Raw genomic sequence first — 24,614 nt, 5'->3', positions numbered from 1 at the left:
ACCCTGTCCCGGTGATCAGTTTCCCAGGGCCAGCCGGGCTTTGACCTCTCCGAGCGCTTCCTGGTACTCCGGTGACGGGTTCATCGCGACCGCCATCCGGAGCTGGGCGAGCGCCTCGGGGAGGCGGTTCTGCCGTTGCAGCGTCCTGCCGAGCGCGAAACGCGCGTAGTGATCGCTCGGATCGAGGTCGAGGACCTTGCGGAACGCCTCTTCAGCCCGGTTGAGCTGCGCGGATCCGAGATAGGCCCGGCCGGCCAGCAGCTGCACGGACGGCGCCTCGCCGGCCTCGTCCAGCACCTGCTTCAGTTCACGCAGCGCGTCGAGAGGCCTGCGCTGCGCCATCAACGCCTCGGCCTTCCGAAAGGCTTCGAAGGTGCCGTCCGTCATTCGATCAACGTTACCTACCGCCTGCCGGTTCTTCGACTGCCGTCCGGGCGACAGAACTCGATTGAGTGGCCGTGCCGGTTCCGCAACGCCGCCGGCACCGCAGACCGGCAACCTGCCTGAGTCCAATGCGGACACGGAACACCCAAGTGGCCGCAACGACCGTGAGCACCGGCGTGCACGAGCTGCCGCTCGCCCGACCAGCTCGCGCTGGTCACCAGGGCCATGACCGGCTAGCCGGACGGGGGCGGAACGGGCTTTTCGTGCCATGCCTCCGTCATCCGGTGGACGGCCTCGGTGATGATCTCCGGCGAGGTCGCGAGGTTCATCCTGACGAAACCGGCACCGCCCGTGCCGAACGGGATCCCGGAGTTCAGCGCGACCCTGCCCCGCTTGAGGAACGTCCTGGCCGGGTCGTCACCGAGTTCGCGGCAGTCCAGCCAGGCGAGGTAGGTGCCCTGGCCGGGGGAGTAGCGGACGGCGGGGAGGTGCTCGGCGAGCAGGCCGGTGAGCAGTTCCCGGTTCTCCCGCAGGCCCTCCAGCAGGGCGTCCAGCCAGTCGACGCTCTCGGCGTACGCCGCGGTGTGGGCGAGGATCCCGACGTGGCTCGGCCCGTGGCCCACCTCCTCGGGCAGCCTCTTCAGGTCGTCGGCGGAGTCGGGCCCGGCGATGGCGAGCGCGGCCTTGAGGCCGGCGAGGTTCCACGCCTTCGAGGCGGACATCAACGACAGCCCGTCGTCCGCGACGCTGAGGTACGGCACGAAGCCCGCGGTCGTGAGGGGTGCGTGGATCTCGTCCGCCACCACGCGGATGCCGTGCACTCGGGACAGCCGCGCGACTTCTTCCAGTTCGGCGGCGGTGTGCACGGTGCCGGTCGGGTTCTGCGGGTTGCACAGCAGGTACACCGCACCCCGGCCCGCCCGCACGAACGCCGCTTCCAGCGCGGCGAAGTCGATCCGCACGTCCGCGCCCAGCGGCGCCTCGACCGCCTGGCGTCCCAGCGACTCGACGAACCGGTAGAAGGGCGGGTAGACCGGGCAGTTGACGACGACGGGCGCGTCCCGGTGCGACACCAGCCGGAACATCTCGACCACGCCCAGCATCACGTCCGGCACGATCGCCGTGCGTTCGACGGCGGGCTCCCAGCCCCAACGCCGCTTCGCGAACCCGGCCAGCGCCTCGGCGTAGGCGGTCCCGTTGGGATAGCCGGTGTCACCCCGCCGCACGGCGTCGATGATCGCCTCGGCGACGGGTTCGGCGAGCAGGACGTCCATCTCGGCCACCCACACGGGCAGCACGTCCTCGGGGTAGTACCGCCATTTCATGCTGGTGCGGCGCCTCAGTTGGTCCAGGGTCAGCTGACGTAACGGATTCGCGCTGCTCATGGGGCAAAAGCTAGGGGAACTCGCGGGCAAGGTGTTTGCGTTCTTTGCTCATGGACGCCGTGGATCGCAAGATTCTTGCTGAATTGCAGCGCGACGGACGGATCACCGTCACCGACCTGGCGCAGCGCGTGCAACTCAGCATCTCGCGCTGCCAGCGCCGCCTGCGCGAGCTGGAACGCGACGGCGTCATCCACGGCTACCGGGCGGTGGTGGACGCGGCGGCGCTCGGCTTCGGTTTCGAGGCCCTCGTCTTCGCCAAGGTGCGCCTGGACACCATGGCCGACTTCGACCGTGCTCTGGTCGACGTGCCGAACGTCGTGGAGGCGCAACGGTTGTTCGGCAGCCCCGACTACCTGCTGCGCGTGGTCACCGCGGATCTCGCGTCGTACCAGCGGCTGTACGAGGAGACGCTCGCGAAGCTGCCCGGAGTGCGCGGGCTGACCTCGACGATCGTGATGAAGCAGGTGATCGGGCCGCGCCCGTTGCCGACCAGTCCGTGAGACGGGAAGCGAGGAATGCCCGCGGGCGTTGTCACGTTGCATGAGCCTGCGCTTCTCACTGATGGGTCCGGTACGAGCCTGGCGCGACGACGAGGAGATCGATCTGGGCCCGCGGCAACAGCGGGCGGTGCTGGCGGCTCTGCTGCTGAACAACGGCATCCGGCTGAGCAACGACCAGCTGATCGGCATGGTCTGGGACGACCCGACGCCGAGTGCGGTCATGGCGCTGCGGACGTACATGTACAAGATCCGCAAGCTGCTGCCCGAGCTGGACCTGAAGTCCAAGGACGGTGGCTACACACTGCGGGCCGAGATCTTCGACGACTGCCGTGACGAGCCGCTCACAGGCCTGACCAGCACCTATTTCGAGGCTCAGCGGGTCAGGATCGGCAACGAGCGGCTGCAGTGCCGCGAAGCCCTGCTCGAACGCGAGATGGACGTGCTCGAACTGCAGAAGCACGTCGCCGCCTTCCCGCTCAGGGAACGGACGCGCGCTCTGCTCATGCAGGCCCTCTACCGCGACGGCAGGCAGGCCGATGCGTTGGAGCAGTTCCACCAGGCGCGCGCTCTCCTGAACGAGCAGCTCGGCCTCGAACCGGGGCCCGAGCTGCGTGAGGTGCACGCGCAGATCCTCCGGGGCGAGCTGAACCTGACGCGCCGGCCCGAGCAGCTGCCACCCGGCCTGCCCGACTTCACCGGCCGCACGGACGAGATCGCGCTGGCGCTGCGGACCCTCCCGCGCACCGTCGGCATCACCGGCATGCACGGCAGCGGCAAGACCGCGCTGGCCACCCACGTCGCGCATCTCGCCAAGCACGGCTACCCCGACGGGCAGATCTTCGTCCGCGGCAAGGACGTCGCCAACGAGTTGCTGCGCGCGGTCGGCGTCGAGAACCCCCTCGGCGACAAAGCCGCGCTGTGGCGGGAAAAAGCGCGCGGCAGGCGGTTCCTGATCGTCGTCGACGACGTGCACGACCCCGCCCAGATCGCGGAGCTCCACACGCCCGGCTCGGCCATGATCCTCACGAGCGTGCGCAGGTGGAACGAGCTGCCCAGCGTGACCTGGGTGAAGGTCGCCGGACTGACCGAGGCGGAGGCGAACCAGTTCTTCCGCAAGGTCCTGGACCCCGCCAGGGTCAACGCCGAGGCGGACGTCGTGGACGAGGTGCTGTCGCGCGTCTCCTACCTGCCGAACCCCATCCGCGTGCTCGGCGGCAAGCTCACCGGCCGCCCGAGCTGGACCCTGGGGATGCTGCTGGCCCAGATGGAACGCAAGACGCGGCTCGGCGACGCAATTCCGTCCGACTGCATGGCCGTGGTGGCACCGATGATCAAGGCGGAGCAGCAGCTCACCGAACACGAACGCCACCTGCTGCGGTGCTTCGCGGGCCGCGACGCGGACGTGATCGACGTGTGCGAGGCGGCGGAGATGTCCGGCGCCGACCCCGGCTCGATCGAGTACGCGCTGGAGTCGCTCGCCGACGTGCACCTGATCGAACCGCTGGTGCTCGGCCGGTACCGGTTGCCGCGGTTCGTGCGGATGTACTTCGGGTGGCGTGCACCTGTGCTGACCAGCTGATTCATCCGGAATTTATGGCCTGACGATCCGGCGTCGGCAAGTTCGGAGACATGTCAACCAAGGAACTCGCAGGCAAGAAGGCACTCGTCACCGGCGCCACCTCCGGCATCGGCCGCTCCATCGCGGTCAAGCTCGCGGAGGCGGGGGCCACCGTCTACCTCACCGGTCGTCGCGCGGAGCTCGGCAAGGAGACCGTCGCGCTGATCGAGCAGGCCGGCGGCACCGGGCACTTCATCGTCTCGGACGTCGCCAGCGTCGACGACGTCCGCAAGCTGGCCGAGGAGGTCGGCGATGTCGACGTGCTCGTGAACAACGCCGGCATCTTCCCGTTCTCGCCGACGCCCGAGCAGTCCGTCGACGGCTTCCAGCAGGTGTTCGACGTCAACGTCCGCGGCACCTACTTCCTCACCGCGGCCCTCGCCCCGGCGATGGTCGCCAAGGGCAAGGGCTCGATCGTCAACGTCTCGTCGATCGCGGCCGTGGTCGGCACGCCGGTCGGCTCCGTCTACAACGCCTCCAAGGCCGCGATGGACGCGCTGACCCGCTCGTGGGCCATCGAGTTCGGCCCCGCCGGCGTCCGCGTGAACTCCGTGGCGCCCGGCCCGGTCGCCACCGACAAGGCCCTGGCGGAGGCCGGTGAGGTGTTCGACGCGATCGCGAAGGACCTCCCCCTCCAGCGCGTCGGCCAGCCCGACGAGATCGCCGAAGCCGTGCTGTTCCTGGCCTCCGAGAAGGCCAGCTTCATCACGGGCTCGGTGATCACGGCCGACGGCGGCTACGTCGCGAGCTGAGCCAGCACGGTGTGCAGGGACGAGGGCGACTCGACGTGCACGTTGTGGCCCGCGCCGGGGAACACGACCGGCTCGGGCACCAGCTCCCGCAGGTGCTCCTGAGGGCTCATCGGGTCGTTCTCACCCGCCGCCAGCACGACGTGGGCCTGTGCGGCCATGATCAGCCCGGCCATGACCGGGCGGCCCACGCCGAAGGCCCTCATGTCCAGCGACGGTGTCCATCCACCGTCCACTTCGGACACTCCGTGGGTCAGCCTCACACCCGCCATCTTCGACGCCCGCTCGACCGCCTCCTCCTCGGTGCCGAAGACCTTCCCGGGCTTGGCGGCGAGCGCGGCCGCCTTCTGCAGCTCCTCGTCGGTCCACCGCACCTTGATCCCGACGCCGACGCACGTGGTCACCTCGACCCCGAACCACCCGCTCGCCAGCGCCAGCCCGACCACGCCGCCCAGCGAGTGCCCGATGATCGTCACCGGCTCACGCGGGATCTCCTCGGCCACAGCGGCCGCGAACGAGCCGAACGAGTACCGGTCGATCCGCGCGCTCCGCCCGTGACCGGGCAGGTCGGGCACCAGCCAGCTGCCGGACCAGTCCTTCACGACGTCGTGCCACACCTCGCCGGTAGCGCCCAGCCCGTGCAGCAGCACCAGCGACGGCCCGCTTCCACCACGTTCGACATGAAGCACGTCAGAATCCGTTCTATGCCCAGGACCGATGCCGACCTCATCGTCGACCCGGACACGTATACCTCGGGAGTCCCGCACGACGCACTAACCCGGCTGCGTGAGAAGGACGTGGTGCGCATCGACGACTTCTGGGCGATCTTCCGGCACGAGGACGTCCGAACGGTGCTGAAGACACCTTCCGTCTTCTCCTCGCACCGCGGCGCCACCCAGATCCGCGACCCGCTGCCGAACGACCTGAAGTACGTCCAGCGCATGATGCTCAACCAGGACCCGCCCTCGCACACGCGGCTCAGACGGATGCTGACCAGGGCGTTCACCCCACGGGCCGTGGCCAGGCTGGAAGACCGCATCCGCGCGAACGCCCGCGAGATCGTCGCCGGCCTGTCCGGCGACTTCGCCGCCGACGTCGCCGACCTCCCGCTGCTGACCCTGGCCGACGTCTTCGGCGTCCCACGTCAGGACAGAGCGCTGCTCTACGACTGGAGCAACCGCGTGATCGGCTTCCAGGACCCCGACTACGCGCTGTCGTCCAGCTCCACCGTCGGCATGACCGACATGGCCCTCGCCGCGCTGGAGCTCCGCCCCGACGACGGCCGGGACCCACGCGCCCGCGACGGCATGCCCGACCTCTACGCCTACGCGCACGCGCTGGGCTCGTACAAACGCGATCACCCCTCTGAAGACGTCCTGAGCAACCTCCTGCAGGAGGACATCTCGCTGGAGGAGTTCGAGAACCTCTTCTGGCTGTTCTCCGTGGCGGGCAACGAAACCCTGCGCAACGGCATCCCCGGCGGCATGATCGCCCTCCTTGAACACCCGGACCAGTACGAGCGCCTGCGTGCCGACCGCTCGCTGCTTCCCGTTGCGGTGGAAGAGATGTTGCGCTGGTGGACGCCCGTCATGCACTTCCGCCGCACGTGCGTGCGGGACACCTCGTTGGCGGGCCAGGAGATCAGGGCGGGGGACAAGGTCGTCGTCTGGTTCTCCTCGGCGAACCGGGACGAGCGGGTGTTCACCGAGCCGGATCGGTTCGACGTGGGGCGGCGGGAGGCCGACCACCTGAGCTTCGGGCACGGTCCGCACTTCTGCCTGGGCGCGCAGCTGGCCCGCACGCAGATGCGCGCCGTGTTCGACGCCGTCCTGGACCTGCCGGGGATGCTGGAGCTCGACGGGGAGATCAGCCGGTTGCGGTCGAACTTCCAGAACGGCGTGAAGCACCTGCCGGTGAGGACGTGTCGTTGATCTGAGCGTTCCTGGGGGAACGAGACTGATGAGATTCGCAATTGCCGTGTGCGCGATCGCGCTGACGGCCTGCACGCCAACCGCGACCGACCCGGTGCTCACGGTGCCCTTCTCGCCGCCGGTTCGAGTCGGACAAGCCGAAGCTCACCGCCGAGCCCGCCGCCACCGACGGCGATCTCAGCCGGGTGTGTCAGGGGGTGAAGGTCGACTTCGGTGTCACCACCTCGCGCATCCGGACGTGGGCGGGGCCCGTGATCATCAACCAGATCGTGTTCGGGCTGGTGGGTGTCGATGCGCAGCACGTCCTGGGCGCGGTGCGGGACAAGGCTCGATCCTGCCGGACGTGGGTCGACGGGATCGGCAAGCCGGAGCGCGAGGTCAAGGCCGACGTCGAACTGCCTGAGCTCGAGGGCGTCGAAGGCTCGTACGCGTTCTGCTCCAGCTTCGCCGAGATCTCGCCCCCCGTGTGGGGTTGTGAGGCCTTCCTCGTGCGCGGGGATCTCGTCGTCGGGCTTCGAGTCGTGTCCGGCGACGAGCCGACGGCGAGGCAGCACCTGTCTGAGGTGGCGCGGCGCGCGGCGCGGACTCTGGCCGAGGTCGGCTGAGCGCTATAGGCAGCACGTAGAGCGTCTGGCACGATTCAGTAGACAGGCGTGACGGGCCCACTGTGATCTGACGGTGTCGAGCCCCGGCCGGTCACCTGGCCCAAGTAGGCTCGTCGCGAGACGAGACGCAGGAGAAACAGGGAGCGCAAGTGGCGGTCATCGAACAGGTCGGAGCACGCGAGATCCTGGACTCGCGCGGCAACCCCACCGTCGAGGTCGAGGTGGCGCTGGACGACGGCACGCTGGAGCGTGCGGCTGTTCCGTCGGGTGCTTCGACCGGTGAGCACGAGGCGGTGGAGCTGCGGGACGGCGACGCCAAGCGGTACCTGGGCAAGGGCGTCGAGCGCGCGGTCACCGCGGTGCTCGACGAGATCGGCCCGGAGCTGGTCGGCATCGAGGCCGTCGAGCAGCGCATCGTGGACCAGAAGCTCGTGGACCTGGACGGCACGCCGGACAAGGGGCGTCTCGGCGCCAACGCGATCCTCGGCGTGAGCCTCGCGGTCGCGAAGGCGGCGGCGACGAGCTCCGGCCTGGAGCTGTTCCGCTACATCGGCGGGCCGAACGCGCACGTGCTGCCGGTGCCGATGCTGAACATCCTCAACGGTGGCTCGCACGCCGACACCGAGGTGGACATCCAGGAGTTCATGATCGCGCCGATCGGCGCGGAGACGTTCCGCGAGGGCCTGCGCTGGGGCACCGAGGTCTACCACGCGCTGAAGTCCGTGCTGAAGAGCAAGGGTCTCGCCACGGGTCTGGGCGACGAGGGCGGTTTCGCGCCCAGCCTCGGCAGCAACCGCGACGCGCTCGACCTGATCCTCGAGGCCATCGAGAAGGCCGGTTACCGGGCGGGGCGTGACATCGCGCTCGCGCTCGACGTGGCCGCCACGGAGTTCTTCTCCGACGGCGCCTACACGTTCGAGAAGAACAAGCGGTCCGCCGAGCAGATGATCGGCTACTACTCCGAGCTGGTCCGCGACTACCCGATGGTGTCCATCGAGGACCCGCTGTCCGAGGACGACTGGGACGGCTGGGTCCAGATGACCGCCGAGCTGGGCGAGAAGGTCCAGATCGTCGGCGACGACCTGTTCGTCACGAACCCGGAGCGCCTGGAGGAGGGCATCTCCCGCCGCGCCGCCAACGCGCTGCTGGTGAAGGTCAACCAGATCGGCACGCTGTCCGAGACGCTCGACGCGGTCTCGCTGGCCACGTCGTACGGCTACAAGTCGATGATGTCGCACCGCTCGGGCGAGACCGAGGACACGACCATCGCCGACCTCGCCGTCGCGACCGGTGCCGGCCAGATCAAGACCGGTGCCCCGGCCCGTGGTGAGCGCACCGCGAAGTACAACCAGCTCCTGCGCATCGAGGAGAGCCTCGGCGACGCGGCGCGCTACGCGGGCGAGCTCGCGTTCCCGCGCTACACGCCGGAGAGCTGAGAGGCTGTAAGGCATGGCCGAGCGCGCGCGTCGTCCCCGCCGCCCCCGCGAAGAGCGGGAGGCGAGGCCCGCACGCGCGCGCAAGCCACCCCGTCCCAAGGCGCCGTCGCGGCGCAGTGAGGGCACGGGTGGCGCGTTCGGAATGACCGGTACGCGGCGGGCCGCGATGTTCGCGATGGTGCTGTGCGCACTGGCGCTGAGCATCGCGGTCCCGTTGCGGACCTACCTCTCGCAGCGCGACGAGCTGCGCGACGTGGGCGCCGAGCAGCAGAAGCTGCGCGAGACGGTCGCCGCGCTGGAGAAGCGCAAGTCGGAGCTGCAGGACCCGGCGTACGTGGAGATCGAGGCGCGCAAGCGGCTGCACTGGGTGCGGCCCGGCGAGACGCCCTACATCGTGCAACTGCCGGGTGACGAGAGTCGCAACACGGAGACGGAGAGGCCGTCGGGCAAGCAGGCGGCAGAAGGGTCCTGGTACGAGGAACTGTGGGAATCGGTGACGCACAAGTAAGTGCTGCTGACCTGGAAACGGTCGCTCAGCAGCTCGGCCGCACGCCGCGCGGGACACGTGCGATCGCCTCGCGGTGCCCCAGCGGGCACCCGAACGTCGTGCAGACGGCGCCGCGGCTGCCCGACGGGACGCCGTTCCCGACGCTGTACTACCTGACCTGCCCGAAGCTGAACTCCCTGGTCAGCACGCTCGAAGGCGGCGGGCTGATGAAGGAGCAGCAGGAGCGGCTCGCCACGGACGCGGAACTCGCGGCCGCCTACCAGCGCGCGCACGAGTCGTACCTCGCGGAGCGCGACGCCATCGAGTCGCTGGGCACCCAGGTCACCGCGGGCGGCATGCCGGTCCGCGTCAAGTGCCTGCACGTGCACGTCGCACACGCCCTCGCGAAGGGCCCCGGGGTCAACCCCATGGGCGACGAAGCACTGGCAATCTTGGGCGAGCAGGGCCTGTGGCCCGCAGGTGAATGTTCGGCGAGTTAACAGTCAACGGAACCGAACACACGCTTCACTCCGTCTTGGGTACACCTAGGCTTCGTAGTTGGGGCAGGGTGGAACAGGGCACGACGGGGGCGTTCGCCGTAACTGCAGGACGGCGAGCCGCGATGACGCACGAGAGGTGAGTATTCGTGGCAATGGCCAAACTGCGTGGTCCGTCGGCGTTGAGCCCTAGGCAAAAGGGCTTCGCCGTCGCTGCGCTGGCTGCGATGCTCGCCCCCGCGATGATCGTCGGCACCAAGCTCGTCGACTGGGTCAACCTCGCCAAGCACGATGACATCGCGGTCTCGTTAGGGCCCGCCGACGTCTTCGGCGCCCTGCACCGCGACCCGTCCGAGCTGGGCGCCGCCGGCCGCCTGCCGCTGTCCGAGGAACTGAGCGCCGCACTGCTCGCCGACCTCGAGGACGGCACCATCGACGAGGGCGACCTCGACGACGGCGAACTGCTCGACGACAGCATCGCCGGCGTGCACGACATCCCGGGCGTCGTGGTCGACGCCTACCTCCGCGCCGCGGACAAGATGGGCGAGCTCGTCCCAGGCTGCAACCTCGACTGGTCGCTGCTCGCGGGCATCGGCAAGATCGAGTCGAACCACGCCAACTACGGCCGTGTGAACGGCATCGGCGACGCCACCCCGAAGATCCTCGGCCCCGTCCTCAAGGGCGGGAAGGTCGGCGGCCAGGACGTGCTGGCGGTCCGCGACACCGACGGCGGCCGCCTCGACGGCGACGCGACCTGGGACCGCGCGGTCGGTCCGATGCAGTTCATCCCCTCGACGTGGGCGAGCTTCAGCGGCGACCTGAACGACGACGGCGTCTCCAACCCGAACAACATCTACGACGCCGCCCTGGGCGCCGGCCGCTACCTGTGCTCCGGCGGCGGCGACATGACCAAGCTGACGGACCGCGCCGCCGCGATCTACCGGTACAACCGGTCCGACAAGTACGTGGCGGACGTCCTCAAGTGGGCCAAGCTCTACAGCGAGAACATCGACGCGCTGCCGCTGCTGCCGGACAACGGCAACAGCCAGCAGAACCCGCAGCCGGGCAACCCGAACACCGGTAACCCGCCGACCAACGGCAACGGGAACACCGGCAACCCGACCACGGACCCGACGACGACCACCACCAGCACGACCACGACGACGACGCCTCCGGCGAACTGCCCGACCACGACGACGGGCACGACCTCGTCCACCACGTCGACGACCACGACGACGCCGCCGCCGTCCACGTGCACGACGACGACCACGACGCCGCCGACGACCACCACGACGACCACCACTACGACGACGACCACGACGACGCCTCAGCAGCAGTCGTCCACGGGCACCACTCAGTCGTCGACGAGCAACAGTGGCAACAGCTCGGTGGAGACGACGTCGCAGAGCCTGCTGACGAGCACGCCCAGCTAGCACGCGCCGCGACCAGCAGCCGTAAATCGGGTGGCACGGCGCGCGTTACTTGGCAGGGTGCGCGTGTGCGTCTCGACTACCCGATCATGACCGGTCGCCTGCTCCTGCGCCCCTTCCAGACGAGCGACCTCGACGACTTCTACGCCTACCGCTCGCGCCCGGACGTCTTCCGCTACCTCTACGGCGAGTCCGTCAGCCGCGAGGAGTGCGCGGAACTGCTGGACGAGCTCGTGAAGGACAACGAGCTCACCTCCGAGGGACAACGCCTCGCGCTGGCCGTGCACCTGCCGGAAGCGGGCAGGGTCATCGGCAGCGCCGTCCTCAAGTGGCGCAGCGAGTCCGACCGGCAGGGCGAGATCGGCTACAGCCTCAACCCCGAGTTCCACGGCCACGGCTACGCGACCGAGGCGGCGCGGAAGATGCTGGAACTCGGCTTCGAGGGCCTCGGCCTGCACCGGATCGTCGCCGAGTGCGACCCGCGGAACGTTCCGTCGTGGCGGCTGATGGAACGGCTGGGCATGAGGCGGGAAGCCCACTTCCGGGAGCTGGAGATCTTCAAGGGCGAGTGGGGCGACCTGTTCGTCTACGCACTCCTGGAAGAGGAGTACGAGCGTGCTCAGGCCTGACTACCCGATCACGACTGCTCGCCTTCTGCTGCGACCCTTCCAGCCGGGCGATCTCGACGACGTCGTCGCCTACCGGGGGCTTCCGGAGGTCAACCGCTACCTCTTCAGCGAGCCGTACGCCCGCGCGGAGGCCGAGGAGAACCTGGCGAAGTGGATCGCCCTGCGCGAGATCACCGCAGAGGGCCAGTGGCTGACCACCGCTGTCACGCTCGACGGTCGAGTCATCGGCGAGGTCGACATCACCCTGCGGAGCGAGGAGCACCGGCAGGGCGAGGTCGGCTACATCTTCCACCCGGCCTTCCAGGGCAGGGGCTACGCGCGCGAAGCCACCGAGGCGATGCTCAAGATCGGCTTCGAGGAGTTCGGCCTGCACCGGATCGTCGCCGAGTGCGATGTGCGGAACGAGCCGTCGTGGCGGCTGATGGAACGCCTGGGCATGCGCCGGGAGGCGCACTTGCGGCACCACGGGATCTTCAAGGGCGAGTGGGCCGACTGCTTCGTGTACGCGATGCTTGCCGGGGAACACCGGAACCACTGAGGAGTGATCATGTCGCGCGTTGCGGCCATCGACTGCGGAACCAACTCGATCCGGTTGCTGATCGCCGACGTGACCAAGCGCGACGACGGCACGGCGTGGCTGCGGGACGTCCACCGCGAGATGAAGATCGTCCGGCTCGGGCAGGGCGTGGACGCGACCGGGCGGCTGCACCCAGACGCCATCGAGCGCACCCGGCAGGCCCTTCTCGACTACGCGCGCACGATGCAACGCAAAGGCGTCGAGACCGCACGGATGGTCGCCACGAGTGCGACGCGTGACGCGAGCAACCGCGACGAGTTCTTCGGCATGACCGAGCAGATCCTCGGCGCGCCCGCCGAGGTGATCACCGGGGACGAGGAGGCGAGGCTGTCCTACCTCGGCGCGGTGGCCGACCTCGACCCGGACGAGGGACCCTTCCTCGTCACCGATCTGGGTGGTGGCAGCACCGAGTTCGTCCTCGGCACGGGCTCCGACGTGGAGGCCGCGAGGTCGATGGACATCGGCTGCGTGCGGCTGACGGAGCGGTTCATCAAGTCCGATCCGCCCACCGAGGACGAAATCGCACAGGCGGAAGCGTTTGCGCGTGCGGCGATCAAAGAAGCATTCGAAGTCGTTCCAGTCGAGAAGACGAAGACGTGGATCGGCGTCGCCGGCACCGTTACGACATTGTCAGCCCTGGTCCAGGGGTTGGAGGTGTACAACAGCGACGATATTCACCTCAGCCGCATCACACTTGACAATGTTCGTGAAATCACCGACCGTATCCTCTCCATGACGCATGATGAGCGTGCCTCGCTGGGACCCATGCACCCCGGTCGAGTGGATGTGATCTGCGGTGGAGCGGTGGTACTGCGTGCGATTGCCGACGAACTGGAGAATCGCGCGGGAATTCGCACGCTCGTGTGCAGCGAGCACGACATCCTCGACGGCATCGCGTTTTCGCTGGTCTAGCGCCGAATTAAGGTGCGCTTGAGGTGATCGTGACGACTTTGTGACCGATTTCAGTGCGCGTACTGCTGGACGCCCCGGTTAACGTCCTCTCACGTTTTGGGAGGTGGACGAGACCTCCCGGGGAGGCGCGCGCACGCAATATCTGCGGAGCGGCGCCGGGGAAAGGCGGGAGAGACTGATGTCGCGATCACGGGTTGCGTGGGTGGTACTTCCCACCGCGCTCGCCATGACGCTCAGCGCATGCGGCGGCGGTGGCGGTAGCACCAACGCCACCGATGGCAAGGACAACCCGGACGGCACGGTGTCCATCTACGGCACCGAGCCCAAGAGCACCTTGTTCCCGGCCAACACGACCGAGGCCGGCGGTGGCAAGGTCACCGACTCGCTGTTCTCGCGGCTGGTCGGTTACAAGACCGAAGACGGCGCGCCCTACAACTTGATGGCCGACTCGATCACGACCAGTGACGCGAAGGTCTACACGATCAAGCTCAAGCAGGGCTGGAAGTTCCACGACGGCACCGAGGTCAAGGCGAAGAACTTCGTCGACGCCTGGAACTGGGCCGCGTACGCGCCGAACGCTCAGCAGGCGGCATCGTTCTTCGCCCCGATCCAGGGCTTCGAGGACGTCCACCCGGCCGACGAGAACGCCAAGCCGGCCAAGGACAAGATGTCCGGTCTCGAGCTGGTGGGCGACTACGAGTTCAAGGTCACCCTCAACGGCCCGACCTCGGTCTTCACGACGATGATCGGCTACACGCCGTTCTCGCCGATGGCCGACTCGTTCTTCGCGGACCCGAAGGCCGCCGAGGCCAAGCCGATCGGCAACGGCCCGCTCAAGTTCGTCTCCCGCACGCCGAACGCGCTGATCAAGATGGAGCGCTTCGACGACTACAAGGGCGAGGACAAGGTCCACTTCAAGACCTTGGACTACAAGATCTACTCCTCCCAGGAGACCGCGTACCAGGACCTGGTCGCGGGCAAGCTGGACTTCATGGAGGCCCTGCCCCCGTCGGCCAAGGTCGGCGAGAAGTACAAGGCCGACCTCGGTGACGCCGTGGTGAACGCCAACCTGCTCGGCCAGAGCGCGATCGCGTTCCCGCAGTACCTCCCCGAGTTCAAGAACGTCAAGCTGCGCCAGGCCGTCTCGATGGCCATCAACCGGGAGCAGATCACGAAGACCGTGCTGGCCGGCTCGTACGTGCCGTCCACCAGCTTCGTCTCGCCCGGCATCAAGGGCTACCGCCCCGACACCTGCGGCGAGTACTGCAAGTACAACCCGGAGAAGGCCAAGCAGCTGTTCCAGGAGTCGGGCTTCACCGGCAAGAAGCTGACCATCCAGTCCAACCAGGACGGTGGCCGCAAGGAGCCGCTCGAGGCGGCGTGCAACAGCATCAAGCAGGCGCTGGGCATTGACTGCGAGTTCAACGGTGCCACCAACTTCGGTGCGTTCCGCCAGATCGTCGACGGCAAGCAGCTGACCGGCATGAGCCGTTCGGACTGGTCGGCCGACTACCCGTCGATCGAGAACTTCCTCAACCCGCTGTACCGCACCGGTGGCTCCTCGAACGACTCGAACTACTCGAACCCCGAGGTCGACGCCCTTCTGAAGAAGGCCGACGAGACGGCGAACGAGGACGAGGCGATCAAGATCTACCAGCAGGCGGAGGACCTCATCGCGAAGGACCTGCCCTCCATGCCGACCTGGAACGAGAAGGGCATCGGCGGCCGGTCCAAGAACCTGCTCGCCGCCAAGATGTCGTTCAAGCGTCAGGGCGCTCTGGAGTCGTTCCGCGTCAAGGCCTGATTGCCTAACACCTGAGTTCTGATCAACCGTCCGGCCCCGCGTCCCTCGAGCGTTACGGGCGCGGGGCCGGAGCGGTGTTCAGGACCTCGGGCGCCCCCCACCACGCAAGGAGCCGACCTCATGGGTCGCTATGTGCTGCGCCGTCTGCTGCAGCTGATACCGGTCTTCCTGGGGACCACTTTTCTGATCTACGCCCTGGTCTGGGCGATTCCGCAGGACCCCTTCGCGGGCAAGTGCGGCCAGCGGCCGTGTGATCCGGCCTACATCGCCGAGATGAGCCAAAAGCTCAATCTCAACGACCCGTTGGTCGTCCAGTACTTCAAGTACCTGGGCAACCTGCTCGTCGGTGACTTCGGCACCACCTTCAACGGCGTCTCCGTCGGTGAGCAGATCGCCACCTCGTGGCCGATCACGCTCAAGATGGGCATCATCGCGCTGATCATCGAGGCCGTCATCGGCATCGTCGCCGGCGTCCTCACCGGTCTGCGCAAGCAGGGCTTCCTGGACAACCTGGTCCTGGTCTCGACCCTGTTCCTGATCTCCCTGCCGGTCTTCGTCACCGGTTTCGTGCTGCGGCTCTACCTCGGCCCGCAGGGCTTCGACCTGATGGACACCTCGGTCAGCTCCGATCCGACGTTCGGCGAGCTGATCCTGCCCGGCTTCGTGCTCGGCAGTCTCTCGATGGCCTACGTGGCCCGGCTGACCCGCTCGAGCATCGTCGAGAACCGCCGCGCGGACTACGTGCGCACGGCCATCGCGAAGGGCCAGCCGCACAGCCGCGTCGTCGGCATCCACCTGCTGCGCAACTCCCTGATCCCGGTGATCACGTTCCTCGGCACCGACCTCGGCAGCCTCATGGGCGGCGCGATCGTCACCGAGGGCGTCTTCAACATCAACGGCATCGGCGGTCTGATCTTCCGCGGCATCCAGGAGAAGGAAGGCATCATGGTCACGGGCATCGTGACCCTGCTGGTGCTCGTCTACCTGCTGATGAGCCTGATCGTCGACCTCCTGTACGCCGTTCTCGACCCGAGGATTCGCTATGAGTGACCCAGGATCCGTGTCCGGCGGAGCCGGACTCGAGGCGTCCGCGGCGGCAGGTGTCGACCAGCTCAGCCACGTCGACGACTCGTCGCAGAAGCAGAAGAAGCCACGCTCGCTCTGGAGCGACGCGTGGGGTGACCTGCGCACCAAGCCCACGTTCATCATCTCGCTGGTGATCATCGCGATCATCGTCCTGATGGCGATCTGGCCGACGCTGTTCACGTCGGTCGACCCGCGTGCCGCCGATCTCGACAAGTCGCTGCAGCCGCCTTCGGGTGACGCGTGGTTCGGCTACGACCTGCAGGGCTACGACGTCTACGCCCGTGCGATGCACGGCGCCCGCGCGTCGTTGCTCGTCGGCATCTTCGCGACGTTGCTGACCGTGCTGATCGGCTCGACCGTCGGCATCATCGCGGGCTACGCGAAGACGTGGATCGACAGCGTGCTGTCGCGGTTCAGCGACATCTTCGCCGGCATCCCGTTCGTGCTCGGTGCGATCGTCATCCTGACGACGCTCAACGCGCCGACGGAGAACCCCGGCGTCTTCCGGATCATCACGCAGGTGGTGCTCTCGATCGCCGTGCTGTCGTGGCCGGTGGCCATGCGCATCATGCGTTCCGCGACGCTCGTGGCGAAGCAGCAGGACTACGTCAAGGCCGCCCGCGGGCTCGGTGCGTCCCCGCTGCGGATCGTGTTCCGGCACCTGCTGCCGAACACCGTGGCGCCCGTGCTGGTGTACGCGACGATCGCCCTGGGTGCCTTCATCGGCGCCGAGGCGACGCTGGCGTTCCTCGGCATCGGCCTGCGTCCGCCGGTGGTGTCGTGGGGCGTGATGATCTCGGAGTCGCGCGACTACTTCCAGTCGGCTCCGCACATGCTGCTGTTCCCCGCGGGCTTCGTCACGATCACCGTGCTGGCCTTCGTCATGCTCGGCGACGCCGTGCGCGACGCCCTCGACCCCAAGTCCCGATAGGGGAATCCTGTGACTCAGCCATTGCTGGAGGTCGAGGATCTCCACGTGGAATTCCGCACCCGCGACGGTGTCGCGAAGGTGCTCAACGGAGTTTCGTACCACGTCTCGGCGGGCGAAACCCTTGCCGTGCTGGGCGAATCCGGCTCCGGCAAGTCCGTGACCGCCCAGACGATCATGGGCATCCTGGACACGCCGCCGGGGTTCATCACCAACGGTTCGATCAAGTTCCGCGGTGAGGACCTGCTGACCCAGTCGGCGGAAGAGCGCCGCCAGGTTCGTGGCGAGGGCATCGCCATGATCTTCCAGGACGCGCTTTCGGCCCTGAACCCCGTGTTCACGATCGGGTTCCAGATCGAGGAGCAGCTCAAGGTCCGCCGCGGGATGTCCAAAGCGGACGCCCGCAAGCGGGCGGTCGAGCTCCTCGACCAGGTGAAGATCCCGAACGCCAAGGGTCGCGTCTCGGATTACCCGCACCAGTTCTCCGGCGGTATGCGGCAGCGCGCGATGATCGCGATGTCGCTGGCCCTCGACCCGGAGCTGCTGATCGCGGACGAGCCCACGACCGCGCTGGACGTCACCGTGCAGGCCCAGATCATGGACCTGCTGGCGGAGATCCAGAAGGAACGCGACATGGGCATGATCCTGATCACCCACGACCTCGGCGTCGTCGCCGACGTCGCGGACCGGATCTCGGTCATGTACGCGGGCCGCATCGTCGAGCACGCCGACGTCTACGAGCTGTTCCGCGCGCCGGGGCACCCGTACACCGAGTCGCTGCTCGAGTCCCTGCCCCGCGTGGACCTGCGCGGCCAGGAGCTCAAGACGATCAAGGGCCTGCCGCCGTCGCTGACCAACATCCCGCCCGGCTGCCCGTTCAACCCGCGCTGCCCGCGCGCGTTCGACCGGTGCGTCTCCGAGGTGCCTGCTGTGCACAACCTCGGCATGGGCCGCACCAGCCGGTGCCACATCGCGGAGGAGGTGGTCGCTCGTGGCTGAGCCGATCCTCGAGGTCGAGAACCTCGTCAAGCACTTCCCGGTCCGCGTCGGCGTGCTGTTCAAGCGCACCGTGGGCCACGTCAAGGCCGTCGACGGCGTCTCGTTCTCGCTGAACAAGGGCGAGACCCTGGGCGTCGTGGGCGAATCGGGTTGCGGCAAGTCCACGCTGGCCCAGGTGCTGATGCGCCTGGAACCGCCGACGTCGGGCCTGGCGCGCTTCGAGGGCCGCGACATGTTCGCGATGAAGGGCGCGGAGCTGCGCAAGCTGCGCCGCGACATCCAGATCGTGCTGCAGGACCCGTACACGTCGCTGAACCCGCGCATGACGGTCGGCGACATCGTCGGTGAGCCCTACGAGATCCACACCGAGGTCGCGCCCAAGGGCGACCGGCGGCGCAAGGTCCAGGAGCTGCTGGAGACCGTGGGTCTCAACCCGGAGCACATCAACCGGTACCCGCACCAGTTCTCCGGCGGTCAGCGCCAGCGCATCGGCATCGCGCGTGCTTTGGCGTTGAAGCCCAAGGTGATCGTGTGCGACGAGCCGGTGTCCGCTTTGGACGTCTCGATCCAGGCGCAGGTCATGAACCTGCTGGGCGACCTGCAGTCCGAGATGGGACTCTCGTACGTCTTCATCGCGCACGACCTGTCGGTGGTCCGCCACCTGTCGGACCGCGTCGCGGTGATGTACCTCGGCAAGATCGTGGAGATCGGCACCGAGGAAGAGATCTACGAGCGTCCGATGCACCCGTACACGCAGGCACTGCTGTCCGCCGTGCCGGTGCCGGACCCGACCCAGCGCGGCCGGCGCGACGTCATCCGCCTGACGGGTGACGTGCCTTCGCCGATCGACCCGCCGTCGGGCTGCCGGTTCCGCACGCGGTGCTGGAAGGCGCAGGACATCTGCGCGACCGAGGTTCCCGAGCTCGTGGTGCGCAACGACGGTCACCCCGCCGCGTGCCACTTCGCGGAGGAGCGCGCGGTCGTCTGATCGCTGTCAGCCGGTTGAGGGGTCGTGCCCGCGGGCACGACCCCTCAACTCGTCGAAGGCCCTGGTTCCCGTGGCTTGACCCAGGAACTCCTTGATCGCCAGCGCGCACTCGCGCGGGCTGCTCACGCTCGTGTCGACCTCGAAGTCGTAAAGCCCGTGCTGGTGGACGCTGTGCAGCTGCGCGGCGGCCTGCCCGGGCACCCGGTCACCCCGAGCCCGTTCGCGCCTCTCCAGCTCGTCTGGAGGGCAGTGCACGCCCACGAGGAAGACGTCCAGGCCGTCGAGCACCTCCAGGCAGTCCTGAAGGCGCCACGGCTCGCTCAGGACGTGGTCGACCACGACGTCGTTGCCGGCCTGCGCCATTCCCGCCACGGCCCGGTGGAAGCCCGCCCTGGTGCGGCGCAGGACCTCGGCCTGCGCGGGCCCGTCGAGCTCCAGCGTCCGCTCGACGGCGCGCATGGCACCGAAGGCGTCGACGCCGAGGTGGAAGTACGGGGTGTCCAGCACCCGCAACAGCTGCTCGGCGATGCTCGACTTGCCGGAGCTGGACGTCCCGTTGAGAAAGATGATCATCGGCTCAGGTCGGTGAGCGACACACCTGGAGCGACCTCGCGCGTGCCGGTCTCCACGAACCCCCGCCTGCGGTACAGCGCGAGCGCGGGCTCGTTCCTGGTGCCCGTGCTGACCACCTGCGGCCCGTCCGGCAGCGCGTCGAGCAACTTCGACGCGATGCCGCGGCGGTGTGCCCGCGGGTGCACGACGAGCCGGCAGATGTCCACAGTGGACCCGTCGAGCCGGTAGGACACCGCGCCCGCGAGACCTTCCTCGTCGTAGAGCCCGAGGAAGGTCTCGTCGCAGGCGCGGAGTTCGTCGAGCGACTCGTGCAGCGGCGGGATGCCGTCGAAGCCGATGAGCTCGGCCTCGACGGCGTACGCCAGTCGTTGCACCGTCCAGAGCTCGTGCAGGACGGTGTCGTCGGACAGGTCGAGGATCACGTGTTGGACGAGTTCCGCACGAACGCCGCCAGGTCCTCGGACTGCTGGATCCTGCTGGGCTCGTGGACGTACATCATGTGGCCGGCCGGGTAGTAGGCCGACTCGATGTTCGCCGTGAGCTCCTTCGGGATCTGCAGGTGCGCGATGAGGTGCTCGGCCGCGAAGTACGGCGTGGCGCCGTCGTACCAGCCGAACGCGACGTGGACCTTGAGGTGCGGGTTCGCCCGCATCGCCGCCGAGAGCTTGCCCGCCGTCGTGACGTGGCGGCCCTCGAACTCCTTGTACGACCACTGCTCGATGACCCTCGCGAGCACCTCGTACGGCAGGTCGCTGGAGTAGCCGAGCTCGGCGTGCAGGTAGTGGTTGAGCACCGCCGAGTACGGGCCGAGGATCGCGTCGATGGACGGGTCCGCGGAGATGCCCTCGCGGCCGTAGTCGGTGTCCCAGCCGGTGAAGCGGGCGTCGATGCGGCCGACGGTCCTCCGGTCGCGGCGGAGCAGTTCGGTGAAGAACCGGATGTGCTCGATGCGCAGGTCGACCGCGTCCACGTACTCCTCGGACAGGCCGGTGAGCCGGGCGAGCTTCTCGATCGTCGCGGCGCGCTCCACGTCGGTGAGCCGGTTGCCGCGGGCGAGGGCGTAGGGGTAGTCGCGGACCGCGAACTCCTCGGCCTCGGCGAGCACCTCCTTGAGCGGGCGGTCGCCGTGCAGGCCGTGGTAGTTGGCGATGGCCGCGTACGTCGGCAGGAAGAGCGTGTAGGCGAGGTCGTGGCCCTCGTTGAACTCCAGCGTCGCGAAGTCCAGCACCGAGGAGATCAGCATGAGCCCGTTGAGGTACATGCCGTACTTCTTCTGCAGGTGCTCGGCGAGACCGGCCGCGCGGAGCGTGCCGTACGACTCGCCGCAGAGGAACTTCGGCGACATCCAGCGGCCGTTGCGGGAGGTCCAGAGCCGGATGATCTCGGCGATGGACTCGATGTCGGGCTGGTAGCCGTGGTAGTTGCCGGGCTTCTCGCCCTCCGCGGCCCGGGAGTACCCGGTCGACACCGGGTCGATGAACACGAGGTCGCTCTCGGCGAGCAGGCTCTCCTCGTTGTCCGCGATCCCGTACGGCGGGGCGGTGAGGTCGCCGACGTCGCCACTGAGGACCCTGCGCGGCCCGAGGAGCCCCATGTGCAGCCACACGCTCGCGGAACCCGGTCCGCCGTTGAACGCGAACGTCACGGGCCGCTTCAGCGGGTCCGCGCCGTCGAGCGTGTAGGTGGTCACGAACACCTCGGCCTTGGGCTTGTGGCCCTCGAACACGCCGTCCTTGAGCACTTCTTCCTTGAGCACGATCCGCCCGGTGGTGGCGGTGTAGTTCAGCTCGCGGCCCTTGACGGTGATGCTGTGCTGGGTGGTGACCAGATCATCAGCGGGAGACGCGGGCTTCTCTTCGGTCTTCTCCTCGGACATGGGAGCAACACTACGGAACTCGACGATCGAATTACGGCCTGCCGAGCGTGCCCGCGCCTGGTCGCGTGGCGCGAGACAGCGGCGACGGTGAAGCGCGCGGCGTTCATGGATTGGGACTACTGGGGCAAACCCGTCCCGGGCTTCGGTCCGATGGACGCCTCGCTGCTCATCGTGGGCCTCGCACCCGCCGCGCACGGCGGCAACCGGACGGGACGGATGTTCACCGGCGACGCCTCGGGTGACTTCCTCTACCGGGCGTTGTACGAGGTGGGCCTCGCCTCGCAGCCCACCGCGTGGGCCCGCGACGACGGCATGGAGCTGTACGGCGTGCGCATGGCCTCACCCGTGCGGTGCGCACCGCCGGAGAACAAGCCGACCGCCGAGGAACGGGACAGGTGCTCGCCTTTCCTGCGCGAGGAGATCTCGTTGATGCCGAACCTGCGGTCCGTCGTGGTGCTCGGCGGGTTCGGGTGGAAGGCGTTCCTGCCGTTGCTCGGGCCCGAGCGGCCGAAGTTCGGGCACGGGGTGGAGGTCGAGCTGGGCGGGCTGCGGGTGTTCGGGTGCTACCACGTGTCGCCGCACAACACGTACACCGGCAGGCTCACCCAGGAGATGCTGCAGGACGTGCTGAAACGGGCCTCTGCCTAGGATGCGCCGCGTGGAGTTCTGGACCGACGGCACCTGCGGCGTGCAGGCCCCGCTCACCGACGAGGCAGTTCGCGAGGCCGAGGCGTTGCTGGGCGTGCGGCTGCCGGACGCGTTGCTGGAGCTGCTGCGCGTGCAGAACGGCGGCAGCGTCGTGGACGAGCGGTCCGCGTTCCCGACGAGCGAGCCGACCTCGTGGGCACCGGACCACGCGCCGTTCGACAGCCTGATGGGCATCGGGACCGCGGAGCGCACGACGTCGTTGCTGGACACGCCCTACCTGGTCGAGGAGTGGGGGCTGCCGTCACCTGTCGTGCTGCTGACCGGGGACGGCCACTGGTGGATCGCCCTGGACTACCGCGAGTGCGGTCCGGCCGGTGAGCCGTCGGTCGTGTGGCTCGACGCCGACGACGAGTGGGAGCTCCCGCTGGCCCCCGATCTCCGGACGTTCCTCGACGGCCTGGTGCCCGCCGAGTCGTTCGACTAGCTCTGATCGCGCCGCACCTCACCCAGACGTGTTCAGCAGGGTGCTTCCGGCAGTCTGTTCCGCAAAGTAACATGTTCCATGTGTCATGGAACGGTGTAGAACATGGAACAACCGAGGCCGAACTCATTTGGTCCGCCATGCTGGCCATCCGTTCCGTGCTGCCTTCGACCTGGACGATCGAACCTGGTGTGCCGGCGGTTCAGGTCGATTCTCGGCGTGGGTACCAGCCGGATGGCCAATTCGTGATCACGGCGCCGGACGGCTCCAAGACGACTGTGCTGCTCGAATGCAAGGCCGTCGTGGTGCCGCGGGACGTTGCCGGCCTGGCTGCACAGCTCAAGCAGTACGCCAGAGTGGCGGAGGAGAGTGGCGTCAAGATCGGGGGGCTGATGTTGGCCGCCCCCTTCGTATCGCCAACGACTCGTGCGCAGGCGGAACAGCACCACCTGTTGGGCTGGTTCGACCTGACTGGAAATTTGCGGCTGCGGGTAGAACAGCCGGCCGTCTTCCTCGACCGGGCAGGTGCGGATCGCAGTGCGTTTCGTGATCCAGCTGACCGATTGCTCAAGTCGCTTCGGGGGCCGGCGGCGGCAAAAGTAGTTCTTGAACTTTGCGAGACGTCTGTGCCTGTCGGAGTGAGAGATCTCGCCGGGCGAGCACAGGTCGGCGCCGCCACGAGTGCGCGGGTGCTCGAACTGCTCGATCGGGAAGCGGTCATCACGAGAGGCGAGGACGGAGCAGTGACCGCTGTGCGCAAGCGGGCGCTGGTCGATCGCTGGGTTCAAGACTACAAAGTCATGACGTCGAACGAAGTCATCACGACTTTGGACCCTCGTGGGTTGAGTCATGCACTGGAAACCTTGCGTGCCGTGGATTCACGTGTCGCACTGACGGGCTCTGCGGCCGCGCGCGCGTACTTGCCCCAAGACCTGACGTCGGTGTCGCCGTTGGTCTCGCTCAGTTTGTACGCCGAAGATCCGATCGGGCTCATGGATCTTCTTGGCTTGAGGTCGGTCGAACGAGGAATGAACGTGCTCGTGATGCGACCGTACGACGACGTCGTCTACGCGAGGTCCCGACGCGTTGAAGGGCTCGATTACGCAGCCCCTGCACAGGTCGTGGCGGACCTGCTGACAGGGCCGGGCCGTTCGACAGAGGAAGCCGAGCAGTTGATGGCAGTACTCGAAACCAGTGAAACAGGTTGGAAAGAATGATCTCGCCTGAGTACGTCCAGGCACGGGCTGTGTTGCTGGAAGCCCTCGAAGGGTTGGGGGCGCACCGAGACGCGGTCGTCCTCGTTGGTGCACAAGCGGTCTACCTGCACGCGGGATCCGCCGACTTCGCGACCGCGCCGACGACGACAGACGCGGACCTCGCGCTCATCCCGGAGAAGCTGGCGGATGAACCTGCCGTTGTGGACGCGATGCGCGCGTCCGGTTTCGTACCGGGCGATCAGCCCGGCAGGTGGCTGGGACATGGTGGGATCGCTGTCGATCTCATGACGCCCGAGGCGTTGTGCGGCGGTAGCTCAAGTCATCGATCCGCGCGTCTCCAACCGCCGCACAATGACAAGATGACTGCTCGCAGGACAGTTGGGTTGGAAGCGGCTGTGCTGGACAACGACGTCCGGGCGATCCTTGCGCTGGACGCTGACGACTCGAGATCGTTCAAGATCAAGGTCGCCGGTCCTGCGGCGCTCATCGTCTCGAAGGTCATCAAGATCGCGGAGAGGCGAGAGCAACCGCGTCACCGGCTGAAGCCGAAGGACGGGCTGGACGTGCTCCGCCTGCTCCGAGCTGAGAAGGACTTTCCGGGATTGGCGCGGAGGCTGCAGGGCTTGGTTTCGAACGAGCTGTCGAGCAGTGTCGCGAACCAGGCTGTCGGTGAGCTTCGCGTGCTGGCGGCTGAGCCCGATGACCTGCTTCCGACGCTTGCCGCCGAGGCCGAGGCGGGTTTCAGCGATCCTGATGAGATCAAGATGTCGATGGTCGCGCTGGTCGACGAGCTGCTGCGGGAGTTCGATCGCGTGAGCTGACAGTGGGACCACGTCCGCGAGTTGGCCGAAGGATCATCCGAACTCCGCTGACG

General features: G+C 67.8%; 27 protein-coding genes. 21 read left to right on the top strand and 6 right to left on the bottom strand.

Annotated features, from left to right (window positions below):
* Positions 1-15 precede the first annotated feature (15 nt).
* Both SK571_RS41065 and SK571_RS41060 read right to left on the bottom strand, forming a co-directional pair.
* Positions 16-387, bottom strand: coding sequence for a tetratricopeptide repeat protein (locus SK571_RS41065; protein ID WP_319989523.1), 372 nt, complete (start codon positions 385-387; stop codon positions 16-18).
* A 230-nt stretch (positions 388-617) separates the two neighbouring features.
* Positions 618-1,769 (bottom strand): MalY/PatB family protein, encoded by a 1,152-nt coding sequence (locus tag SK571_RS41060; RefSeq protein ID WP_319989522.1) that lies wholly within the window; start codon positions 1,767-1,769, stop codon positions 618-620.
* 50 nt (positions 1,770-1,819) lie between these two features.
* Between SK571_RS41060 and SK571_RS41055 the strand changes: the two genes are divergently transcribed.
* The 3 genes from SK571_RS41055 (at position 1,820) to SK571_RS41045 (ending at position 4,639) form a co-directional block, all read left to right on the top strand.
* Positions 1,820-2,269, top strand: a complete 450-nt coding sequence (locus tag SK571_RS41055; RefSeq protein WP_319989521.1) for an Lrp/AsnC family transcriptional regulator — start codon at positions 1,820-1,822, stop codon at positions 2,267-2,269.
* 61 nt (positions 2,270-2,330) lie between these two features.
* Positions 2,331-3,848, top strand: a complete 1,518-nt coding sequence (locus tag SK571_RS41050; protein WP_319989520.1) for an AfsR/SARP family transcriptional regulator — start codon at positions 2,331-2,333, stop codon at positions 3,846-3,848.
* A 50-nt stretch (positions 3,849-3,898) separates the two neighbouring features.
* Entirely contained in the window at positions 3,899-4,639 is a 741-nt protein-coding gene (locus SK571_RS41045) for an SDR family NAD(P)-dependent oxidoreductase (RefSeq protein WP_319989519.1), read from the top strand.
* Here the strand turns inward: SK571_RS41045 and SK571_RS41040 are convergent.
* Positions 4,624-5,325, bottom strand: a complete 702-nt coding sequence (locus tag SK571_RS41040) for an alpha/beta fold hydrolase (RefSeq protein ID WP_319989518.1) — start codon at positions 5,323-5,325, stop codon at positions 4,624-4,626. The two genes, SK571_RS41045 and SK571_RS41040, sit on opposite strands and share 16 nt — an antisense overlap.
* A 15-nt stretch (positions 5,326-5,340) precedes the next feature.
* Between SK571_RS41040 and SK571_RS41035 the strand changes: the two genes are divergently transcribed.
* The 14 genes from SK571_RS41035 (at position 5,341) to SK571_RS40970 (ending at position 18,945) form a co-directional block, all read left to right on the top strand.
* Positions 5,341-6,567 (top strand): cytochrome P450, encoded by a 1,227-nt coding sequence (locus tag SK571_RS41035; protein ID WP_319989517.1) that lies wholly within the window; start codon positions 5,341-5,343, stop codon positions 6,565-6,567.
* 197 nt (positions 6,568-6,764) lie between these two features.
* Entirely contained in the window at positions 6,765-7,172 is a 408-nt protein-coding gene (locus tag SK571_RS41030; RefSeq protein ID WP_319989516.1) for a hypothetical protein, read from the top strand.
* A 149-nt stretch (positions 7,173-7,321) separates the two neighbouring features.
* Entirely contained in the window at positions 7,322-8,608 is a 1,287-nt protein-coding gene (gene eno / locus SK571_RS41025) for a phosphopyruvate hydratase (RefSeq protein WP_030482071.1), read from the top strand.
* A gap of 13 nt (positions 8,609-8,621) precedes the next feature.
* The gene (locus SK571_RS41020; RefSeq protein WP_319989515.1) at positions 8,622-9,116 is read left to right on the top strand and encodes an FtsB family cell division protein; all 495 of its coding nucleotides are present in this window, start codon (positions 8,622-8,624) and stop codon (positions 9,114-9,116) included.
* Positions 9,092-9,595, top strand: coding sequence for a DUF501 domain-containing protein (locus SK571_RS41015; RefSeq protein WP_036016909.1), 504 nt, complete (start codon positions 9,092-9,094; stop codon positions 9,593-9,595). Before SK571_RS41020 ends, SK571_RS41015 begins: the two co-directional genes overlap by 25 nt.
* 152 nt (positions 9,596-9,747) lie before the next feature.
* On the top strand, positions 9,748-11,025 hold the full coding sequence (locus SK571_RS41010) for a lytic transglycosylase domain-containing protein (RefSeq protein ID WP_406602106.1): 1,278 nt from the start codon (positions 9,748-9,750) through the stop codon (positions 11,023-11,025).
* Between the two features lie 86 nt (positions 11,026-11,111).
* Entirely contained in the window at positions 11,112-11,651 is a 540-nt protein-coding gene (locus SK571_RS41005) for a GNAT family N-acetyltransferase (protein WP_406602105.1), read from the top strand.
* Positions 11,638-12,189 (top strand): GNAT family N-acetyltransferase, encoded by a 552-nt coding sequence (locus SK571_RS41000; protein ID WP_319989512.1) that lies wholly within the window; start codon positions 11,638-11,640, stop codon positions 12,187-12,189. The genes SK571_RS41005 and SK571_RS41000 overlap by 14 nt, the downstream gene beginning before the upstream one ends.
* A gap of 9 nt (positions 12,190-12,198) precedes the next feature.
* Entirely contained in the window at positions 12,199-13,140 is a 942-nt protein-coding gene (locus SK571_RS40995) for a Ppx/GppA phosphatase family protein (RefSeq protein WP_319989511.1), read from the top strand.
* A 226-nt stretch (positions 13,141-13,366) separates the two neighbouring features.
* On the top strand, positions 13,367-14,944 hold the full coding sequence (locus SK571_RS40990) for a peptide ABC transporter substrate-binding protein (protein WP_319989510.1): 1,578 nt from the start codon (positions 13,367-13,369) through the stop codon (positions 14,942-14,944).
* A gap of 120 nt (positions 14,945-15,064) precedes the next feature.
* Positions 15,065-15,994 (top strand): ABC transporter permease, encoded by a 930-nt coding sequence (locus SK571_RS40985; RefSeq protein ID WP_319989509.1) that lies wholly within the window; start codon positions 15,065-15,067, stop codon positions 15,992-15,994.
* A complete protein-coding gene (locus SK571_RS40980) occupies positions 15,987-16,961 on the top strand; it encodes an ABC transporter permease (protein WP_319989508.1) in 975 nt (324 codons plus the stop codon). The genes SK571_RS40985 and SK571_RS40980 overlap by 8 nt, the downstream gene beginning before the upstream one ends.
* A gap of 9 nt (positions 16,962-16,970) precedes the next feature.
* Positions 16,971-17,957, top strand: coding sequence for an ABC transporter ATP-binding protein (locus tag SK571_RS40975; RefSeq protein WP_319989507.1), 987 nt, complete (start codon positions 16,971-16,973; stop codon positions 17,955-17,957).
* Complete coding sequence (locus SK571_RS40970; RefSeq protein ID WP_319989506.1) at positions 17,950-18,945, top strand: ABC transporter ATP-binding protein; 996 nt, start codon at positions 17,950-17,952, stop codon at positions 18,943-18,945. The genes SK571_RS40975 and SK571_RS40970 overlap by 8 nt, the downstream gene beginning before the upstream one ends.
* 6 nt (positions 18,946-18,951) lie before the next feature.
* Here SK571_RS40970 and SK571_RS40965 read toward each other — a convergent pair whose 3' ends face one another.
* Genes SK571_RS40965 through SK571_RS40955 form a run of 3 tightly spaced genes read right to left on the bottom strand, consistent with a single transcriptional unit; the run spans position 18,952 to position 21,394 of the window.
* Positions 18,952-19,518 carry a chloramphenicol phosphotransferase CPT family protein gene (locus SK571_RS40965; RefSeq protein WP_319989505.1) on the bottom strand — a complete coding sequence of 189 codons (567 nt, stop codon included), beginning with the start codon at positions 19,516-19,518 and terminating at the stop codon, positions 18,952-18,954.
* A complete protein-coding gene (locus SK571_RS40960; protein ID WP_319989504.1) occupies positions 19,515-19,940 on the bottom strand; it encodes a GNAT family N-acetyltransferase in 426 nt (141 codons plus the stop codon). Before SK571_RS40960 ends, SK571_RS40965 begins: the two co-directional genes overlap by 4 nt.
* Entirely contained in the window at positions 19,937-21,394 is a 1,458-nt protein-coding gene (locus tag SK571_RS40955) for a S10 family peptidase (protein ID WP_319989503.1), read from the bottom strand. The genes SK571_RS40960 and SK571_RS40955 overlap by 4 nt, the downstream gene beginning before the upstream one ends.
* On the opposite strand from SK571_RS40955, the gene SK571_RS40950 reads away from it, so the two are divergent.
* The 4 genes from SK571_RS40950 (at position 21,350) to SK571_RS40935 (ending at position 24,561) form a co-directional block, all read left to right on the top strand.
* On the top strand, positions 21,350-22,042 hold the full coding sequence (locus SK571_RS40950; protein ID WP_319989535.1) for a uracil-DNA glycosylase: 693 nt from the start codon (positions 21,350-21,352) through the stop codon (positions 22,040-22,042). The two genes, SK571_RS40955 and SK571_RS40950, sit on opposite strands and share 45 nt — an antisense overlap.
* A 10-nt stretch (positions 22,043-22,052) precedes the next feature.
* Positions 22,053-22,526, top strand: a complete 474-nt coding sequence (locus tag SK571_RS40945) for an SMI1/KNR4 family protein (RefSeq protein ID WP_319989502.1) — start codon at positions 22,053-22,055, stop codon at positions 22,524-22,526.
* Positions 22,527-22,606: 80 nt separating this feature from the next.
* A complete protein-coding gene (locus SK571_RS40940; RefSeq protein ID WP_319989501.1) occupies positions 22,607-23,740 on the top strand; it encodes a type IV toxin-antitoxin system AbiEi family antitoxin in 1,134 nt (377 codons plus the stop codon).
* Positions 23,741-23,772: 32 nt separating this feature from the next.
* Positions 23,773-24,561: a GSU2403 family nucleotidyltransferase fold protein gene (locus SK571_RS40935; protein ID WP_319989500.1), complete on the top strand. Its 789-nt coding sequence runs from the start codon at positions 23,773-23,775 to the stop codon at positions 24,559-24,561.
* The last annotated feature ends 53 nt before the right edge of the window (positions 24,562-24,614 follow it).

Source organism: Lentzea kristufekii (genome assembly GCF_033949925.1).
In the GTDB taxonomy this organism is placed as follows: domain Bacteria; phylum Actinomycetota; class Actinomycetes; order Mycobacteriales; family Pseudonocardiaceae; genus Lentzea; species Lentzea kristufekii.
Note: the sequence above shows the minus strand (reverse complement) of the source record. Positions and strands in the feature narration are given on the sequence as shown.

Coding starts and splice junctions, on each gene's coding strand:
- SK571_RS41065 (WP_319989523.1), bottom strand. CDS start 387: ATGACGGACGGCACCTTCGAAGCCTTTCGGAAGGCCGAGGCGTTGATG.
- SK571_RS41060 (WP_319989522.1), bottom strand. CDS start 1,769: ATGAGCAGCGCGAATCCGTTACGTCAGCTGACCCTGGACCAACTGAGG.
- SK571_RS41055 (WP_319989521.1), top strand. CDS start 1,820: ATGGACGCCGTGGATCGCAAGATTCTTGCTGAATTGCAGCGCGACGGA.
- SK571_RS41050 (WP_319989520.1), top strand. CDS start 2,331: ATGGGTCCGGTACGAGCCTGGCGCGACGACGAGGAGATCGATCTGGGC.
- SK571_RS41045 (WP_319989519.1), top strand. CDS start 3,899: ATGTCAACCAAGGAACTCGCAGGCAAGAAGGCACTCGTCACCGGCGCC.
- SK571_RS41035 (WP_319989517.1), top strand. CDS start 5,341: ATGCCCAGGACCGATGCCGACCTCATCGTCGACCCGGACACGTATACC.
- SK571_RS41020 (WP_319989515.1), top strand. CDS start 8,622: ATGGCCGAGCGCGCGCGTCGTCCCCGCCGCCCCCGCGAAGAGCGGGAG.
- SK571_RS41010 (WP_406602106.1), top strand. CDS start 9,748: ATGGCCAAACTGCGTGGTCCGTCGGCGTTGAGCCCTAGGCAAAAGGGC.
- SK571_RS41005 (WP_406602105.1), top strand. CDS start 11,112: ATGACCGGTCGCCTGCTCCTGCGCCCCTTCCAGACGAGCGACCTCGAC.
- SK571_RS40995 (WP_319989511.1), top strand. CDS start 12,199: ATGTCGCGCGTTGCGGCCATCGACTGCGGAACCAACTCGATCCGGTTG.
- SK571_RS40990 (WP_319989510.1), top strand. CDS start 13,367: ATGACGCTCAGCGCATGCGGCGGCGGTGGCGGTAGCACCAACGCCACC.
- SK571_RS40985 (WP_319989509.1), top strand. CDS start 15,065: ATGGGTCGCTATGTGCTGCGCCGTCTGCTGCAGCTGATACCGGTCTTC.
- SK571_RS40980 (WP_319989508.1), top strand. CDS start 15,987: ATGAGTGACCCAGGATCCGTGTCCGGCGGAGCCGGACTCGAGGCGTCC.
- SK571_RS40965 (WP_319989505.1), bottom strand. CDS start 19,518: ATGATCATCTTTCTCAACGGGACGTCCAGCTCCGGCAAGTCGAGCATC.
- SK571_RS40955 (WP_319989503.1), bottom strand. CDS start 21,394: ATGTCCGAGGAGAAGACCGAAGAGAAGCCCGCGTCTCCCGCTGATGAT.